Origin of the sequence: Pseudomonas sp. LAIL14HWK12:I1 (assembly GCF_003202095.1) — a bacterium.
GTDB lineage: Bacteria > Pseudomonadota > Gammaproteobacteria > Pseudomonadales > Pseudomonadaceae > Aquipseudomonas > Aquipseudomonas monteilii.
Genome location: NZ_QJKG01000002.1, coordinates 340,134 through 357,669, shown reverse-complemented (window position 1 = coordinate 357,669; position 17,536 = coordinate 340,134). Strand labels below are relative to the sequence as shown.

Annotated in this window: 16 protein-coding genes; 1 reads left to right on the top strand and 15 read right to left on the bottom strand. The window is 61.4% G+C overall.

What is annotated here, in order from left to right:
- Positions 1–16: 16 nt before the first annotated feature.
- From D906_RS06600 to D906_RS06550, 10 genes are all read right to left on the bottom strand, one after another.
- Positions 17–817 carry an energy transducer TonB gene (locus tag D906_RS06600; protein ID WP_025752181.1) on the bottom strand — a complete coding sequence of 267 codons (801 nt, stop codon included), beginning with the start codon at positions 815–817 and terminating at the stop codon, positions 17–19.
- Positions 818–1,116: 299 nt separating this feature from the next.
- Positions 1,117–2,106, bottom strand: coding sequence for a sulfate/molybdate ABC transporter ATP-binding protein (locus tag D906_RS06595; RefSeq protein WP_019098644.1), 990 nt, complete (start codon positions 2,104–2,106; stop codon positions 1,117–1,119).
- Positions 2,107–2,109: 3 nt separating this feature from the next.
- Positions 2,110–2,982, bottom strand: coding sequence for a sulfate ABC transporter permease subunit CysW (gene cysW, locus D906_RS06590; protein WP_004575843.1), 873 nt, complete (start codon positions 2,980–2,982; stop codon positions 2,110–2,112).
- An 11-nt stretch (positions 2,983–2,993) separates the two neighbouring features.
- A complete protein-coding gene (gene cysT, locus D906_RS06585; RefSeq protein WP_012274724.1) occupies positions 2,994–3,812 on the bottom strand; it encodes a sulfate ABC transporter permease subunit CysT in 819 nt (272 codons plus the stop codon).
- A gap of 100 nt (positions 3,813–3,912) precedes the next feature.
- Entirely contained in the window at positions 3,913–4,920 is a 1,008-nt protein-coding gene (locus tag D906_RS06580) for a sulfate ABC transporter substrate-binding protein (protein ID WP_019098645.1), read from the bottom strand.
- 49 nt (positions 4,921–4,969) lie between these two features.
- Positions 4,970–5,152, bottom strand: coding sequence for a sulfur starvation response protein OscA (oscA, locus tag D906_RS06575; RefSeq protein WP_016489716.1), 183 nt, complete (start codon positions 5,150–5,152; stop codon positions 4,970–4,972).
- A gap of 193 nt (positions 5,153–5,345) precedes the next feature.
- Positions 5,346–8,408 (bottom strand): efflux RND transporter permease subunit, encoded by a 3,063-nt coding sequence (locus D906_RS06570; RefSeq protein ID WP_019098646.1) that lies wholly within the window; start codon positions 8,406–8,408, stop codon positions 5,346–5,348.
- Complete coding sequence (locus tag D906_RS06565; protein WP_019098647.1) at positions 8,405–9,472, bottom strand: efflux RND transporter periplasmic adaptor subunit; 1,068 nt, start codon at positions 9,470–9,472, stop codon at positions 8,405–8,407. The genes D906_RS06570 and D906_RS06565 overlap by 4 nt, the downstream gene beginning before the upstream one ends.
- Positions 9,469–10,557, bottom strand: a complete 1,089-nt coding sequence (locus D906_RS06560) for an efflux RND transporter periplasmic adaptor subunit (protein WP_019098648.1) — start codon at positions 10,555–10,557, stop codon at positions 9,469–9,471. The genes D906_RS06565 and D906_RS06560 overlap by 4 nt, the downstream gene beginning before the upstream one ends.
- A 214-nt stretch (positions 10,558–10,771) precedes the next feature.
- The gene (locus D906_RS06550; RefSeq protein ID WP_050547871.1) at positions 10,772–11,050 is read right to left on the bottom strand and encodes a DUF3077 domain-containing protein; all 279 of its coding nucleotides are present in this window, start codon (positions 11,048–11,050) and stop codon (positions 10,772–10,774) included.
- 523 nt (positions 11,051–11,573) lie between these two features.
- Between D906_RS06550 and D906_RS06540 the strand changes: the two genes are divergently transcribed.
- The gene (locus D906_RS06540; protein WP_027614824.1) at positions 11,574–12,029 is read left to right on the top strand and encodes a transposase; all 456 of its coding nucleotides are present in this window, start codon (positions 11,574–11,576) and stop codon (positions 12,027–12,029) included.
- A gap of 105 nt (positions 12,030–12,134) precedes the next feature.
- Here D906_RS06540 and D906_RS06535 read toward each other — a convergent pair whose 3' ends face one another.
- The 5 genes from D906_RS06535 to D906_RS06515 all read right to left on the bottom strand — a co-directional run bounded on the left by D906_RS06535 (position 12,135) and on the right by D906_RS06515 (position 17,505).
- Entirely contained in the window at positions 12,135–13,028 is an 894-nt protein-coding gene (locus D906_RS06535; RefSeq protein ID WP_016712586.1) for an ABC transporter permease subunit, read from the bottom strand.
- Positions 13,025–13,906 carry an ABC transporter permease subunit gene (locus tag D906_RS06530; protein WP_174244686.1) on the bottom strand — a complete coding sequence of 294 codons (882 nt, stop codon included), beginning with the start codon at positions 13,904–13,906 and terminating at the stop codon, positions 13,025–13,027. Before D906_RS06530 ends, D906_RS06535 begins: the two co-directional genes overlap by 4 nt.
- 35 nt (positions 13,907–13,941) lie before the next feature.
- Entirely contained in the window at positions 13,942–15,084 is a 1,143-nt protein-coding gene (gene potA, locus D906_RS06525; RefSeq protein WP_016392438.1) for a polyamine ABC transporter ATP-binding protein, read from the bottom strand.
- 70 nt (positions 15,085–15,154) lie between these two features.
- On the bottom strand, positions 15,155–16,249 hold the full coding sequence (locus tag D906_RS06520) for a polyamine ABC transporter substrate-binding protein (protein ID WP_019098654.1): 1,095 nt from the start codon (positions 16,247–16,249) through the stop codon (positions 15,155–15,157).
- Positions 16,250–16,407: 158 nt separating this feature from the next.
- The gene (locus D906_RS06515) at positions 16,408–17,505 is read right to left on the bottom strand and encodes a polyamine ABC transporter substrate-binding protein (RefSeq protein ID WP_019098655.1); all 1,098 of its coding nucleotides are present in this window, start codon (positions 17,503–17,505) and stop codon (positions 16,408–16,410) included.
- Between the last annotated feature and the right edge of the window lie 31 nt (positions 17,506–17,536).

The following is a 17,536-nucleotide window of genomic DNA, read 5'->3' as shown; positions in this document are numbered from 1 at the left end:
TGTGTTCTGCGAAAAGTTAGCGAAGCTTGAAATCGATCGGCACGCTGACCCAGCCGGTCTGGGCCACGTCGCCCTGCTTGGCGGGCACGAAGCTCCAGCGTTTCACCGCGGCCAGCGCGGCGGCGTCGAGGGCATCACGGCCGCTGCTCTTCTGGACCTGGATCTGCCCGGGTTTACCGCTGGGCAGCACCTCTACCCGCAGCAGCACGGTGCCTTCCCAACCCCGCCGCTGGGCCATCTGCGGATACTCCGGCGCCGGGTTTTTCAGGTACGCGGCGTTGGCCGAAGCGGGCGTAACCGGGGCCGGCGCGGGTGGTGCGGGCGCAGGTGGTGCCGGGGCGGCCACTGGGGCTGGCGGTGGTGCTTCGACCGGTTTGGGCTGTGGTTTGGGTGCTTGCTTGACCACCGGCTTGGGCACGGGTTTTGGCTTGGGTTTGGGCTTGGCGGCCAGTTCGTCGATCACGGGTGGTGGTGGCGGCGGCTCGACGACAGGCGGTGCAGGCGCAGGCGGTGGCGGTTCGACCACAGGCGGCGCTGGCGCTGCGAACTCGATGGTCATGGGCGGCACTTGCGGTGGCACCACGGGTAGCTCTGGCGTGGGTGCCTGGCTTACCCAGTACGCCGCAGCGCCGTGCAGGGCCAGCACCAGCAGGCCCAACACCAGCTTGTCGCGGCGCTTGAGCCCGCTGACAGGCGTGCGTTGCAGGCGCAGCTGGCCCAGCGGGAGGCGAAGCGTGCGTCCAAGCTCGACCAGGTCGCCCGGGGCCGGGCGCCATGGCTGGTCGTAGGCCCTGACGGCCGACTGGACATTACCCATTGATCAAACTCCTGGGGTCTCGATTCAGGTATGGCTGAATCATCGGGGCCAGAGGCTTATCTCTTAAAGTAATGTTTAAAATTATGATTAGAACTTAATTGAATATTGCTTTTGAGAGGTAGTGTGAAAGCCACGGATTGTGCGGGCTGCAACTGGTCGGTGCAAAAACGATGCATTGCAGGCATGCAAAATATTCGTGCAAGGCATGAGATTGCCGCGAGGGCTGCTAAGCAGCCCCGGCAATCTGGCAGGCATAAAAAACCCGGGACCAAGCCCGGGTTTTCAACATCAAAGGTGGGTCAGATATCCGCCACCTTCTGCCAAACCTTCGGCCGGAAGAACAGCGTCTCCCCCCGCGCCAACCCGGTCAGGCTGTCATGGTCCTTGACCACCTCGGCCTCGATCAGCTCGCTCTGCCCTTCCACCTTCAAGGTCACCCGCGTTGTAGCCCCCAACGGCCGAATATCCCGCACCTCGGCCGCATGGTGCCCTTCGGTCTCATGCCGCGACAGCGACACTTCGTGCGGGCGGAACAGCACATGGTGCCCTTCGCTCAAGGCCAGGCGGTTGGAGTCGCCCAGGAAGTGGTAGACGAAGTCGTTGGCCGGCTGCTCGTACACCTCGCCCGGCGAGCCGATCTGCTCGATCACGCCCTTGTTCATCACCACGATACGGTCGGCCACTTCCATGGCTTCTTCCTGGTCGTGGGTCACGAATACCGAGGTCAGGTTGATGTCTTCGTGCAGCCTAGCCAGCCAGCGGCGCAGCTCTTTGCGCACCTTGGCATCCAGTGCACCGAACGGCTCGTCCAGCAGCAGCACCTTGGGCTCCACCGCCAGCGCGCGGGCCAGGGCGATACGCTGACGCTGGCCACCGGACAGCTGTTCGGGGTAGCGGTCGGACAACCAGTCCAGCTGCACCATGTTCAGCAGCTCATGCACCTTCTCGGCGATCTTGCTTTCGCTCGGGCGCTCGCCCTTGGGCTTCATGCGCAGGCCGAAAGCGACGTTGTCGAACACACTCATGTGGCGGAACAGCGCGTAGTGCTGGAACACGAAACCGACGTTGCGGTCACGCACGTCATGGCCGGACACGTCTTCGCCGTGGAACACGATATTGCCCTGGTCCGGGGTTTCCAGGCCGGCGATGATGCGCAGCAGCGTGGTCTTGCCGCAGCCGGACGGGCCGAGCAAAGCCACCAGCTCGCCGCTGTTGATGTCCAGGTTGATGTTGTCCAGGGCCTGGAAGCTGTTGAAGCGCTTGCTGACGTTACGAACTTCGATCGACATGAATCATTCCTCCGCGGCGCTGTGGCGCAGGCGGTTAATACGGTTCTCGCTCCACTGCTTGAGCAGCAGGATGAAGAGCGCCAGGATCAGCAACAGGCTGGCCACGCTGAAGGCCGCGACGTGGTTGTACTCGTTGTAGAGGATCTCCACGTGTAGCGGCAAGGTGTTGGTCACGCCACGAATGTGGCCCGACACCACCGACACCGCGCCAAACTCGCCCATGGCCCGTGCGGTACACAGCACCACGCCATAGATCAGGCCCCATTTGATATTGGGCAAGGTCACGTGCCAGAACATCTGCCAGCCGTTGGCGCCGAGCAGTCGCGCGGCCTCCTCTTCTTGCGTGCCCTGCTCCTGCATCAGCGGGATCAGCTCACGGGCCACGAACGGCACGGTGACGAAAATGGTCGCCAGGACGATCCCCGGCAGCGCGAACACGATCTGGATGTCGTGGTCCTGCAGCCATGGCCCGAACAGGCCTTGCGCGCCGAACATCAGCACGTAGACCAGGCCGGCGATCACCGGCGACACCGAGAACGGCAGGTCGATCAGGGTGACCAGAATGCTCTTGCCACGGAAGGTGTACTTGCTGACGCACCAGGCGGCGCTGACACCGAACACCAGGTTCAGCGGCACCGAAATGACCACGGCGAGCAGGGTGAGCTTCAATGCCGACAGCGCGTCGGGCTCGAAAATCGCCTCGAAGAAGGTGCCAAAACCGTTCTTCAGCGCCTGTGATACCACGATCACCAGCGGCAGCAGCAGAAACAGCGCGAACACCAGCCAGCCAAGGCCGATCAGGATGCGCCGCGAAGTGGCGCTGCCACGGCGGGCGGCGTTGGCGGCCGCGCTTGCACTCAGGGATGAACTGGACATGCCGGCCTCCTTCAAGGGGTTTCGATGCGGCGCTGCAGCAGGTTGATCAGCAGCAGCAGGATGAAGGAAACCACCAGCATCAGCACGCCGATGGCGGTCGCGCCGGTGTAGTCGTACTGGTCGAGCTTGACCATGATCAGCAGCGGCAAAATCTCGGTCTTCATCGGCATGTTGCCGGCAATGAAGATCACCGAACCATACTCACCCACGCCGCGGGCGAAGGCCAGGGCAAAACCGGTGAGCCAGGCCGGTAGCAGGGCCGGCGCGAGAATATGACGGAACACCTGCAGCGGCTTGGCGCCCAGGCAGGCGGCGGCCTCCTCCACTTCACGCGGGATGTCTGCCAGTACCGGCTGCACCGTACGCACCACGAACGGCAGGGTGACGAAGGTCAGCGCCAGGGTGATGCCCAGCGGGGTGTAGGCGATCTTGAAACCAAGGTCGGTGGCAAACTGGCCGACCCAGCCCGCAGGCGCGTACAGGGCGGTCAGGGCGATACCGGCAACGGCGGTAGGCAGGGCGAACGGCAGGTCGATCATCGCGTCGATGATCTTGCGCCCAGGGAAGGTGTAGCGCACCAGCACCCACGCGAGCAGGGTGCCGATCACCCCGTTGATGATGGCGGCGAACAGGGCAGTACCGAAACTCAGCTTGAGCGCGGCGATTACCCGCGGCGCGCTGATGATGTTCCAGAACTGCTCCCAGGTCAGCTGCGAGGCATGAATGAACATGGCTGCCAGCGGTATCAGCACGATCAGGCTGAGGTACACCAAGGTGTAGCCCAGTGTCAGCCCGAAGCCGGGTATGACGGGAGAAATGCGGCGTGACATAAATATCCCTGGTTGAACGCACTAAGCCCGGAATCAATCCCGGGCTGGTGCAAGACTCTGAATCCCGGGGTTGCTGCGCAGCCCCGTTTTTCCTTGGCGATTACTGTGCCTGATAGATCTGGTCGAACACACCGCCATCATTGAAGAATTTCGGTTGTGCAGTTTTCCAGCCACCGAAGTCCTTGTCGATGGTTACCAGGTCCAGTTTCGGGAATTGCTTGCCGAATTCGGCAGCGACTTTCTCGTCACGCGGGCGGTAGAAGTTCTCTGCGGCAATCTTCTGCCCGGCCGGGCTGTACAGGTGCTTCAGGTATTCGGTGGCAATGTCGGTATTGCCCTTCTTCTCCGCGTTCTTGTCCACCACGGCCACTGGCGGCTCGGCCAGGATCGACAGCGACGGCACGACGATGTCGAACTTGTCGGCACCACCGTCTTCCTTCAGCGCCAGGAAGGCTTCGTTTTCCCAGGCCAGCAACACGTCGCCCTGGCCGTTGTTGACGAAGGTGATGGTCGAGCCACGGGCGCCGGTATCCAGCACTGGTACGTGCTTGAACAGTTCCTGCACGTAGGCCTTGGCCTTCTCTTCGCTACCGCCGGTCTTCAGGCCGTAGGCCCAGGCAGCCAGGAAGTTCCAGCGGGCGCCGCCGGAGGTTTTCGGGTTGGGGGTGATGACCGACACGTCTTTCTTGATCAGGTCGCCCCAGTCCTTGATGCCTTTCGGGTTGCCCTTGCGTACCAGGAACACGATGGTCGAGGTGTACGGGGTGCTGGCGTCCGGCAGGCGGGTCTGCCAGTTATCCGGCAGGGTCTTGCCGAGCTTGGCGACTTCGTCGATGTCACCGGCCAGTGCCAGGGTCACCACGTCGGCACGCAGGCCATCGATGACCGCACGGGCCTGCTTGCCCGAGCCACCGTGGGACTGCTGGATCTTCACCTTGTCGCCCGGGTGGGCCTGCTGCCAGTGCTTGATGAACTCGGCGTTGTACTGCTGATACAGCTCGCGGGTCGGGTCGTAGGACACGTTCAGCAGTTCGTAGTCCTTGGCGATGGCGGAACCGGCAAAAACAGCACTGGCCAGAGCGGCAAGCGCATAACGGCGGATGGACATGGTGAAGCTCCCGATTGGCATTTTTCTAGTTTTGAATGTTGTGGTGCGATCAGCCGGACTTGTTGCCGGGCTGTTGCAGGCGGAACTTCTCCTTGCGCTCGATCTGTACGACCTGAGCGTTGTGCACTGTGATCTCCACCGCACCGAAACGCAGGTCGCGCAAGGCGCTCTGGATTTCACGCAGAATGGTGGCTTCGTCCTGACCGTCGATGCTACGCAGAGATGCACTCATGCTCGTTCTCCTTGGAGTGAGGTGCCGGGCAGAGGTTTGAAGGGGATTTGCGCCTGGCTTGAGGGCAATAGTAGTGAGGCGGAGTTATTCTTAAAAATACTGTTTAAGAATGTTTATATAACCAAATTCAATTCGCGATTTTACAGGCGCCCAAATGCCTCCGTGGGAGCGGGCGTGCCCGCTCCCACAGGGTTCAATGTTGGGTTTCAGTGCTGTTTTCAGGCTCGCGGATCTTGTACCAGGCCACATACAACGCCGGCAGGAACAGCAGCGTCAGCAGGGTGGCCACGATGATCCCGCCAATCATGGCGTAGGCCATCGGCCCCCAGAACACTTCGCGGGCAATCGGGATCATGCCCAGGCTAGCCGCCGCCGCCGTCAGCAATATCGGCCGACGCCGGTGGTTGGTGGCCTCCACCACCGCGTCCCACGGCGAGAAGCCCTGGGCCTCGAACTCGTCGATCTGGGTCACCAGAATCACCGAGTTGCGAATGATGATGCCCGCCAGCGCCAGGATGCCGAGAATCGCCACAAAGCCCATGGGCGTGCCCGTGGGCACCAACGCGATGATCACGCCAATCAGCCCCAGCGGCGCCACGCTCACCACCAGGAACAGCTTCTGCACGCTGTGCAGCTGGATCATCAGGAACGTCGCCATCAGGAACAGCATCAGCGGGATCACCTTGCGGATCGGCCCTTGCGCCTTGGCGCTCTCCTCCACCGTACCGCCGGTGGCCACTTCGAAGCCCACTGGCAGCTTGCTGGCGAATTCGTCGATCTTCGGCTTTAGCTGGGCCACCAGGTCGGTGGGCTGGATGTCGCCATTGACCGAGGCCTTGATGGTGATGGTCGGTTTGCGGTCCCGGCGCCACACCAGCGGCTGCTCCAGCTCATAACGCACCGTGGCGAACGACAGCAGAGGGATCGAGGTGCCGTTGGGGGTGAGTATCTGCAGGTTTTGCAGGGTATCAGGCGAGCCGCGCTCGCTGTCTTCGGCACGGGCCACCACGTTGACCAGGTAGATGTTGTCGTTGACCTGGGTGATCTGCACACCGCTGACGATGCTGTTCATCACATTGGCCACGTCTTCCGACGACAGCCCCAGCTGACGTGCCTTGTCCTGGGCGATTTCCACCCGCAGTACCTTACCCGGCTCGTTCCAGTCGTAGATCATCTCGCCGATGTGCTCGTTCTGGTCGAGCAAGGTGGCCAGTTCGATGGCGTGTTTGCGGACCTCGTCGATGTTGCCACCACTGATCCGATACTGGATCGGCCGCCCTACCGGCGGGCCCATTTCCAGCGACTGTACGTTGGTACCGATGCCGACGAACTCTTCATGCAGGATCTTCTGCAAGCGATCCATCATGGCCTGACGCTCTTCGAAGCCTTTGCTGACGATCACCAACTGCGCGTAGTAGGGGTTCTGCAATTGTTGATCGAGAGGCAGGTAGAAACGAATGGCACCTTGGCCGATGTAGGTGCTCCAGTGCACCAGGTCCGGGTCATCCTTGATCCGTGCCTCGAAGCGGTCGACCACCTTGCGCGTCTCCTCGATCGAGGCGTTTTGCGGCAGGTTGAGGTCGACCAGGATTTCCGGGCGGTCCGAGGACGGGAAGAACTGGTTCTGCACAAAACGCTCACAGAAAATGGCCAGCACGAACAACAGCACGGTGCCGATGATGGTCAACCAGCGGTTGCGCATGCACCACAGCAGGCCATGTTCGAACGCCCTGCCCAGGCGGCCAGGCTCGGCTTCATGGGCTTTGACCTTGCTGCTAAGGATGTGTACGCCCAGCACGGGCGCGAAGAACACCGCCACCACCCACGACACGATCAGCGCCACGGCAATCACGGCAAACAGGGTGTAGGTATATTCACCGGCCGAACTGGCGTTCAGGCCGATCGGCACGAAACCGGCCACAGTCACCAGGGTGCCGGTCAGCATGGGGAAGGCTGTGGAGGTGTAGGCAAAGGTTGCCGCCTGCTCCTTGCTTTCACCCATCTCCAGCCGCGTGACCATCACCTCCACGGTGATCATCGCATCGTCCACCAGCAGGCCAAGCGCAATGATCAAGGCGCCCAGCGAAATCCGCTGCATGGTGATGCCGCTGTACTCCATGAACACGAACACCATGGCCAGCACCAGCGGGATCGAGCAGGCCACCACCAGGCCTGCGCGCACGCCCAGGCTGATGAAGCTCACCCCCAGTACGATCACCACCGCCTCGAACAGCGCGCTGGTGAAGCCGCCGACAGCCTGCTTCACCACCACTGCCTGGTCCGACACGGTGTGTACTCCAACCCCTATCGGCAAGTCCTCGACCACTTTGTCCATGCGCTTTTTCAGCGCGGCACCGAACACCTGGATGTTGCCACCGGCTTTCATGCCGATGGCCAGCCCGAGCGCAGTCTGGCCGTTGTAGCGGAACATGGGTGACGGCGGGTCGACATACCCGCGTTCGATATCGGCAATATCCGCCAGGCGGAAGAAGCGGTCATTGATGCGCAGGTTGACCGTTTCCAGGTCTTTTTCCGAGGCGAACTGCCCAGTGGTGCGCACCGAAATGCGCTCGGGGCCGGCCTCGATCACCCCGGCCGGGGTCACGGCGTTCTGCGATTGCAAGGCCTGCATGACCTGGCGCTGGTCAATGCCCAGCGCGGCCAGCTTGCGGGTGGAGAAGTTCAGGTACAGCACTTCATCCTGGGTACCGACCAACTCGATCTTGCCGATGTTGGGCACATCGCGGACCTCAGCCCTGGCTTGCTCCACGTAGTCGCGCAACTGGCGCAGGGTAAGGCCATCGGAGGTAAAGGCATAGATCGAGCCGAATACATCACCGAATTCGTCGTTGAACGCAGGCCCCTGGATGCCCTGAGGGAACTGACCGCGAATGTCCTGGATCTTTTTGCGCACCTGGTACCAGATGTCCGGGATGTCCTTGGCCTTGGTGGTATCGCGCAGGTACACGTAGACCGTGGATTCACCGGGGCGGGTGTAGCTTTTGGTGTAGTCGAGGGAGTCGAGTTCCTCGAGCTTCTTCTCGATACGGTCGGTGACTTGGTACAGGGTTTCGTCCTGGGTCGCGCCGGGCCAGCGGGTCTGGATGACCATGGTCTTGATCGTGAACGACGGATCTTCCTCACGGCCCAGGTTGAAGTAGGAGAAGATCCCCATCAGCAGGCCGACGAACATCAGGTACCAGACGAACGATTGATGCTTGAGTGCCCAGTCGGACAGGTTGAAGCTTCCTTTCATTGCGCATCCTCGTCGAAGGTGACCTTCTGGCCGGGCTTGAGGCTGTTCACGCCCGCAGTCACCACCCGCTCGCCGGGCTGTACGCCCGAGCTCAGGACGACGCTGTCGGCGGTGCGGCCGATCAGGGCCACGTCACGAGTGGCCACGGTCTTCTGCTGCGTATCGATCACCCATACCTGGGTCTTGCCGTCGCGCTCGAGCAAGGCACTCAAGGGCAGTTCGCTGCGCGGCGACACCTCCGAACTCAGGGTCACGCTGATGGCGGTGCCCAGGTGGAAGGCCGCCGGGGTGCTCGCCAGGGTCAGGCGCGCACGGCGGGTGCGCGTGGTGGCGTCGGCCTGGGGTTCCAGTTCCCGCAGGCTGGCGGTGGTGTTGATGGTCGGGTCCAGCTGCGAAGCAACGGTGAAGGTCAGGCCTTTGCTCAACTGCTCGGCCAAGCCGATCGGCAGGTCGATCACGGCTTCCTTCACATCCGGCCTGGCCAGGGTTACCACGGCCTGGCCAGCGGTGACGGTTTGCCCGGCTTCGGCCTGCCAGGCAGTGATTACCGCGGCGTGGTCGGTGCGCAGGGTGCTGTAGTCGAGCTGGTCACGCGCCTGGCTGAGCGCAGAGCGCGCCTGCTCCAACGCCGCGCTGGTGGTTTTCAGGTTGGTCTGGGCGATGTCCAGCTGGGCCTGGGCGCCTACCCCGCGGTCGTACAGTTGCTGCTGGCGGCGGGCGTCGGCCTGAGCGTTGATCCATTGGGCCTGTACCTTGGCCAGGTCGCCTTCGGCAGCACGCAGCTGGTTTTGCTGGTCGGTCGGGTCGAGGGTTGCCAAGGTGTCGCCCGGTTTTACCTGGGCGCCCACATCCAGCCAGCGACGGGCGATACGCCCGGAAACCCGAAAGCCCAGGGTACTTTCAAAGCGTGCCTGAATACTGCCGGCAAAGCGGCCCAGCTGCGACTGCACCTGGGGTTCGACTTTCACCGACAGCACGGGCCTAATCGGCTCTGGCACCTCGTCCTCGCTGCTGCACCCCACCAGCAGCACGCCAGCCGACAGCATCAGCAGCAGGCGCTTCATAGCTCACCCCCTTCGGCCTTGGCATCGACCTTCTGCACCTGCATGCCGGGGTGCAGCAATTGGCCGCCATTGACCACCACGGTCTCGCCACCTTTCAGGCCACTGGCGACCACGATCTTGCCGGTGAGGTAACGGCTGACCTCGACCTTGCGCAGTTCAACCTTGTCGCCCTCGCCCACCACCCATACAGCGGGCTCATGCAGGGCTTTGGTCAGTGCCGACCACGGCAGCTCGACGCTGGGCCGCCCCTGGGCATTGGTGGTGGCGGTGACCGGTGCGCCCAACTGCATGCCCGGTGGCACGTCTTTGAGGCCTACCTTGACCTGCACTGTGCCGCTTTGCGCCGACACCGTGGGAGTGATTTCACGCACGAAGCCATGTGCCTGGACGTTGGGGTTATCCAGCAGTCTGACGATCACCCCGGCATCGCTGGGCGGTGCGACCAGCAGCGATTCGTACACGTTGAACACCGCATCGCGGTCGCCATCGGTGGCCAGGCTGAAGATGGGCATGGTGGCCTGCACCACCTGGCCCACTTCGGCCTGGCGCTCGGTGATGACCCCGGCGGCCTCGGAGACCAGTGCGGTGTAGCTGAGCTGTTCGTTGGCGTTGGCCAGTTGCGCCTGGGCGGCCTTGAGCGCGCTCTGGTTACTGCGCAGCGCGGCTTCGGCGGAGTCGTATTCACTCTGGCTGGTGTAGCCCTTGGGCAGCAGTTTTTGCTGGCGTACAAAGGCGGCGCTGGTCTGGGTGACCCGCGCCTGGGCGGCGAACACCTCGGCCTTCGCCGAGTCGACGTTGTTCTGCAGGTCTTTCGGGTCCAGCCGCGCCAGCACCTGGTTGGCCTTGACGTGGTCGCCCACATCGACGCTGCGCGAAATGATCTTGCCGCCCACACGGAACGACAGGTCAGTCTGCACCCGCGCTTGCACATCGCCCGTCAGGGTGACCCTGGCAGCGAAATCTGTGGGTTGAACCTGTTGCACACCGACCCGAGGCAGCGTCTCGGGGACCTCTTCCTTGCTACAGCCGGTGAGCATGTACAGCAGCCCCAGGCAAACGACCGACAGCGGACGCACCAACGCCATGCTGGCTCCTTGCTTGCGCACAAATGATTTGTGGGATGCGACTGTCAGCGTAGTTCAGGGTTCGATAAACATCACTGGCGGGGAACAACCGGGCATTTTCGACGCCTACGCGGGCCCTTTCGCGGGCTCGCCCGCTCCCACAGGCTAAGTGCCCACCTTGAGACCTGCGCTGTACCTGTGGGAGCGGGCATGCCCGCGAAGAGGCCGGTACAGGTCAGACCTGAACTGAAGTCCTGTTCAGCCCCAACTCAATGTCATCGATCAGTGCTTTGGCAAAGCCACTCAGGATTCTTGCTGCGCTACCTGCCAATCGGTCATTTTCCATCTCGGCTTCGGTCGTCAGGTGGTTGATGCATCCGAGCATGACTGACAGTTCGGAGAAGGCATGGTTGAACGGGATATTGGCCTGGACGCGGAAGAGGTCCATGCAGGTTTCTTGGCCGACGGTGGTGCTGTTACTTACTTGGTGAGCATCAAGATCGTGCGTTGTCATGGTTGGAATCCAATGTCGTTTATTGAACCGCCAACTCGTCTTTCTCACGGACAAGGGGTGGCAGCCATACGCGGGGTGAGAAACCGAGGACATTGAACCCGGCCAGGCCGAAGCCTGCCCACGTAGGCTGCCATGACTGGAAACCCGTACAACATCGTTCGGGTTCTCACACCCGATCACCACAGATGGCGACCCAACGACGTTATCCCTGGGGCATTTCCCCTACAACAGAGCAGCTTCCACACGGCTCGTAGGATAATTCCCAAGCTGCTCTGACTGAAGCATTGGGTTTGAATTGATGAAAAGTCGTACGGCTTGAGGGCCCTTTCGCGGGCTTGCCCGCTCCCACAGGGAAAGCGCCGGCCTTAAGGCCTGTGCCGTACTTGTGGGAGCGGGCGAGCCCGCGAAGAGGCCGGCACATCCACCCAAATACTTCTGCCATATCCAGAAATGATCAGCCACTCGGCAGTGGCAGTTGAACCGCTACCGTTCAAGGAGCGTTTCAATTTCAAGGAAGCTTGCGATGCCGTTAGCTGAATCCCACCGGCTCCGCCAAGGGCGCTTTTCCGAGCCAGGCAGGCTCTACATGCTGACTACTGTGACGCACCAACGACAGCCACTGTTTCATGATTTCCACCATGCTCGTCTGGTGGTCAAACACCTGCGAGTTTCACATGACATTCGGGACTGCCACTCTCTGGCCTGGGTAGTCATGCCTGACCACTTGCACTGGCTGATCGAACTGAGGGACGTGACATTGGGAACACTGATGCGCAAGTTCAAATCACGCACAGCCATTGCATTGCGCAAAGCAGGTTTGGGGCATACACGGATATGGCAACCGGGTTACCAGGACCATGCACTGCGGCGGGAAGAGAGGCTGGTGCATGTGGCCCGCTACATTGTGGCCAATCCTTTGAGGGCTGGTCTGGTCAAGAGTGTCAGGGACTATCCACACTGGGATGCGGTATGGCTTTGAATCGGTGCTGGGGCCTTCGCGGGCTTGCCCGCTCCCACAGGGCTCACCACAAGCTTGAAGCTGTGATGTACCTGTGGGAGCGGGCATGCCCGCGAAGAGGCCAGGTCAGGCTGAAGCCGCCACCTGCGCCGGGCGCTTGACCTGCGGCTGCGAAGCATTGGCTGCCGCACCTTCTTCGATCGCCTGCTGGATCGCCTTGCGACGACGCTCTTCGGCCTGGCGGCTGAAGTACCAGACAAAGAAGGTCACCAGCGACACCGACAGCAGGATCAAGCTAGCCACAGCGTTGATCTCTGGCTTCACGCCCAGGCGCACGGCCGAGAACACTTCCATCGGCAAGGTGGTCGAGCCCGGGCCTGACACGAAGCTGGCCAGTACCAGGTCATCCAGCGACAGCGCGAACGACATCATGCCGCCCGCCGCCAGCGACGGCGCGATCATCGGGATGGTGATCAGGAAGAACACCTTCCACGGCTTGGCACCCAGGTCCATTGCCGCTTCCTCGATCGACAGGTCCAGCTCACGCAGGCGTGCCGACACCACCACCGCCACATACGCCGCACAGAACGTAGTATGGGCGATCCAGATGGTGACGATGCCGCGCTCCTGCGGCCAGCCGATCATCTGCGCCATGGCCACGAACAGCAGCAACAGCGACAGGCCGGTGATCACCTCGGGCATTACCAAGGGCGCGGTGACCAGGCCACCGAACAGCGTGCGGCCCTTGAAGCGGGTGACCCGGGTCAGCACGAAGGCCGCCAGGGTCCCCAGCGCCACCGCGGCCACCGCCGTGTAGCAGGCGATTTCCAGCGAGCGCATCACCGAACCCATCAGCTGGGTGTTGTCGAGCAAGCCGACGTACCACTTGATCGACCAGCCACCCCACACCGTCACCAGCTTGGAGGCGTTGAACGAATAGATCACCAGGATCAGCATCGGCAGGTAGATGAACAGCAAGCCCAGCACCAGCATCAGCTTGGAGAAACTGAAGCGTTTCATGCGCGGCCCTCCATTTCTTTGGCCTGGCTGCGGTTGAACAGCAGGATCGGCACGATCAGGATCGCCAGCATCACTACCGCCAGGGCAGAGGCCACCGGCCAGTCACGGTTGTTGAAGAACTCTTGCCACAGCACCTTACCGATCATCAGGGTTTCCGGGCCGCCGAGCAGTTCAGGGATCACGAACTCGCCCACCACCGGGATGAACACCAGCATGCAGCCGGCGATGATGCCGTTCTTCGACAGCGGCACGGTGATCTTCCAGAAGCTGTTGAAGGTGCTCGAACCCAGGTCCGAAGCGGCCTCCAGCAACGAAGGGTCATGCTTCACCAGGTTGGCGAACAGCGGCAGGATCATGAACGGCAGGTACGAATAGACCACGCCGATGTACACCGCCAGGTTGGTGTTGAGGATTTGCAGCGGCTGGTCGATCAACCCGGTCCACAGCAGGAAGCCGTTGAGCAGGCCGTTGTTGCTGAGGATGCCCATCCAGGCATAGACACGGATCAGGATCGCGGTCCAGGTCGGCATCATGATCAGCAGCAGCAATACCGTCTGCGTCTCCTTCTTGGCGTTGGCAATGGCGTAGGCCATCGGGTAGCCGATCAGCAGGCACAGCAGGGTGCTGAAGAAGGCCATCTTCAGCGAGCCCAGGTAGGCCGAGAGGTACAGCTCATCCTCGGTCAGCAGGCCGTAGTTGGCCAAGTTGAGCACCAACTGGATCTTGTCTTCGACGTAGCTATAGATCTCGGTATACGGCGGGATCGCAACGTCGGCTTCGGCAAAGCTGATCTTCAACACGATGAAGAACGGCAGCATGAAGAACAGGAACAGCCAGATGAACGGCACGCCGATCACCAGGTGCCGCCCCTCCGGAATGATGCGCTGGAGTGCTCGCTTGAGCTTGCGAGGTTTCATGACCGCAGCACCACGCCGCTGTCGTCTTCCCACCACACGTACACTTCATCGCCCCAGGTCGGGCGGGTGCCCTGGCGCTCGGCGTTGGCAACGAACGACTGGACGATCTTGCCGCTCGGCAGCTCCACGTAGAACACCGAATGACCACCCAGGTAGGCAATATCGTGCACCTTGCCGCGCGACCAGTTGTGCTCGCAGGTCGGTTGCTGGCTGGTGACCAGCATCTTCTCCGGGCGCAGGGCATAGGTGATGTGCTTGTCTTCCACCGACGTGGTGATGCCGTGGCCCACGTAGATCTTGCGCTCAAGCTCCGGGCTGGCAATGATCGCGTGGCCTTCGGCGTCGTCGACCACTTCGCCTTCGAACAGGTTGACGTTACCGATGAACTCGCACACCAGGCGGCTGGTCGGGGTCTCGTAGATGTCCACCGGCGAGCCGATCTGGGCGATCCAGCCCAGGTGCATGATGGCAATGCGCTGGGCCATGGTCATGGCCTCTTCCTGGTCGTGGGTCACCATTACGCAGGTCACACCCACGCGCTCGATGATCTCTACCAGTTCCAGCTGCATCTGCGAACGCAGTTTCTTGTCCAGCGCGCCCATCGGCTCGTCGAGCAGCAGCAGCTTGGGGCGCTTGGCCAGGGAGCGTGCCAGGGCCACACGTTGACGCTGGCCACCCGACAGCTGGTGCGGCTTGCGCTTGGCGTACTGGGTCATGTGTACCAGCTTGAGCATCTCGGCCACGCGGGCGTCGATCTCGGCCTTGGGCATCTTGTCCTGCTGCAGGCCGAAGGCGATGTTCTGCGCCACGGTCATGTGCGGGAACAGCGCATAGGACTGGAACATCATGTTGATCGGCCGCTCGTAGGGCGGCATGTCGGTGATGTCGACGCCATCGAGGAAAATCCGCCCTTCAGTCGGGCGCTCGAAGCCGGCCAGCATGCGCAGCAAGGTGGACTTGCCCGAGCCGGAGCCACCCAGCAGGGCGAAGATCTCGCCCTTGCGGATTTCCAGGGACACATCGTCCACAGCTACGGTTTCGTCGAATTTTTTCGTAACCCGGTCGATCTTGACCAGCACCTGCTTGGGTTGCTGGCCACCCTCGAGGGCTTTTTTATAGGCACCGGAGGCAACTGCCATGAGTGAAACTCCCAACAAGATTTTTGTGCCCGCGCGGCCTGGTCTGCAGGTGCGCTGCGGGTCTGGATAATTACTTGCCCGACTTGACCTTGGTCCAGCTACGGGTCATCAGCCGTTGCACCTTGGGTGGCAACTCTGAGTTCACGAACATCTTGTCCAGCACTTCCTGCGGTGGGTAAACCGCGGCGTCAGTCCTCACGGCCTGGTCCATCAGGTCGCCAGCCTTGGGGTTCGGGTTGGCGTAACCGACGTAATCACTGACCTGGGCGATAACCTCAGGCTTCAGCAAATAGTTGATGAAGGCATGCGCCTCTTTGACGTTCTTGGCATCTTTGGGGATCGCCAGCACGTCAAACCAGAGGTTGCCGCCTTCCTTGGGAATGGCGTAGGCCAGGTTCACGCCCTTCTTCGCTTCTTCAGCGCGGGCCTTGGCCTGGAACACATCACCCGAGAAGCCCGCCGCGACGCAGATGTCGCCGTTGGCCAGGTCGGTGATGTACTTGGACGAGTGGAAGTAGGTCACGTAGGGGCGTACGGCCAGCAACTTCTGCTCGGCTTTTACATAATCCTTGGGGTCGGTGCTGTTGGGGTTGAGCCCCATGTAGTTGAGCACCGCCGGGAGCATTTCATCCGCCGAGTCGAGGAAGGCCACACCGCACTTGGAGAGCTTCTTCATGTTCTCGGGCTCGAACAAGACGGCCCAGGAGTCGATGGTGTCCACGCCCAGCGCGGCCTTCACCTTGTCGACGTTGTAACCAATGCCGTTGGTGCCCCAAAGGTAGGGAACGGCGTACTGGTTGCCCGGGTCGTTCTTTTCCAGGCGTTTCATCAGCGCCGGGTCGAGGTTGGAATAATTGGGCAGCAGGTTCTTGTCGAGCTTCTGGAACGCGCCCGCCTTGATCTGCTTGCCGAGGAAATGGTTGGACGGCACCACCACGTCATAGCCGGTGTTACCGGCCAGCAGCTTGCCTTCCAAGGTTTCGTTGGAGTCGAACACGTCCTGCACGGGCTTGATGCCCGTGGCTTTCTCGAAGTCCGCGAGTGTGGTTGGGCCGATGTAGTCGGACCAGTTGTAGAAGTGCACCGTAGGCGCCGCTTGGACGCTGCATGCCAGCGTCAGGCCCGCACCAGCCATCAAGGCCTTGCGGAATACAGAAATAGACAAGTGGGTGCTCCTCACAATCAGTGCCTGGGTAGCGACAATGCTGCCGCACACGCAAAACCGGCGCGCAACTTACCTTCGCAGCTTCGATGCCGCAATCATCAATTGCCTTTCACTGGCTCTGGGCCGGGAAACCCCGGCCCAGAGGTGCCGCATCGGGGTTATTTGCCCGACTTGATCTTGGTCCAACTGCGGGTGATCACACGCTGGGCAGAAGCTTCAGGCGCAGCGATTGCGTACAGCTGCTTCTTCACTTCGGCTGGCGGGTAGATGCTTGGGTCGCTGGTGATGTCTTTGTCCACGAACGGGGTAGCGGCAGCGTTGCCATTCGGGAAGCGCACGGCGTTGGTGATTTCAGCCATGATTTCTGGCTGCATCAGGAAGTCCATGAACTGGTAGGCAGCGTCTTTATGTTCGGCATCTTTCGGGATGGCGACCATGTCGTAGAAGGTGCCGGCACCTTCTTTCGGAATCACGTAGTCCACTTTGACCTTGTCGCCAGCTTCGTGGGCGCGGGCCTTGGACTGCTCCAGGTCACCCGAGTAACCGACGGCCACGCAGATGTTGCCGTTGGCCATGTCGCCGATGTACTTGGACGAGTGGAAGTAGGTGATAGAAGGACGAATCTTGAGGAACAGGTCCTCGGCGGCCTTCAGGTCTTCTTTCTTGGTGCTGTCGGTCGGCAGGCCCAGGTAGTGCAGCGCGGCTGGCAGCATTTCGGTCGGGGCATCGAGGAAGCTCACGCCGCAGCTCTTGAGCTTGGCGATGTTCTCAGGCTTGAACACCACGTCCCACGAGTCGATCTTGTCCACGCCCAGCGCGGCCTTGACCTTCTCCGGGTTGTAGCCGATGCCGATCGAACCCCACATGTACGGGAAGGCGTGCTTGTTGTCCTTGTCGCTGGCGTCGCCAACGGCTTTGAGCAGATCGGTGTCGAGGTTCTTCCAGTTCGGCAGTTTGGAGCGGTCCAGTTCTTCGTACACACCGGCCTTGATCTGCTTGGCCAGGAAGTTGTTGGACGGCACCACGATGTCGTAGCCCGACTTACCGGCCAGCAGCTTGGCTTCGAGGGTTTCGTTGCTGTCGAAGACGTCGTACTTGACCTTGATACCGGTCTGCTTCTCGAACTTGGCGATGGTGTCTGGTGCGATGTAGTCCGACCAGTTGTAGACGTTCAACACCTTGTCTTCAGCCTGTGCAGCAGTAGCCATGGCACCCATCAGGGCTGCGGCCAGCAACGTCTTGCCCATTTTATTCATGCGTCATGCTCCAGATTTTTTTGATTAGCCA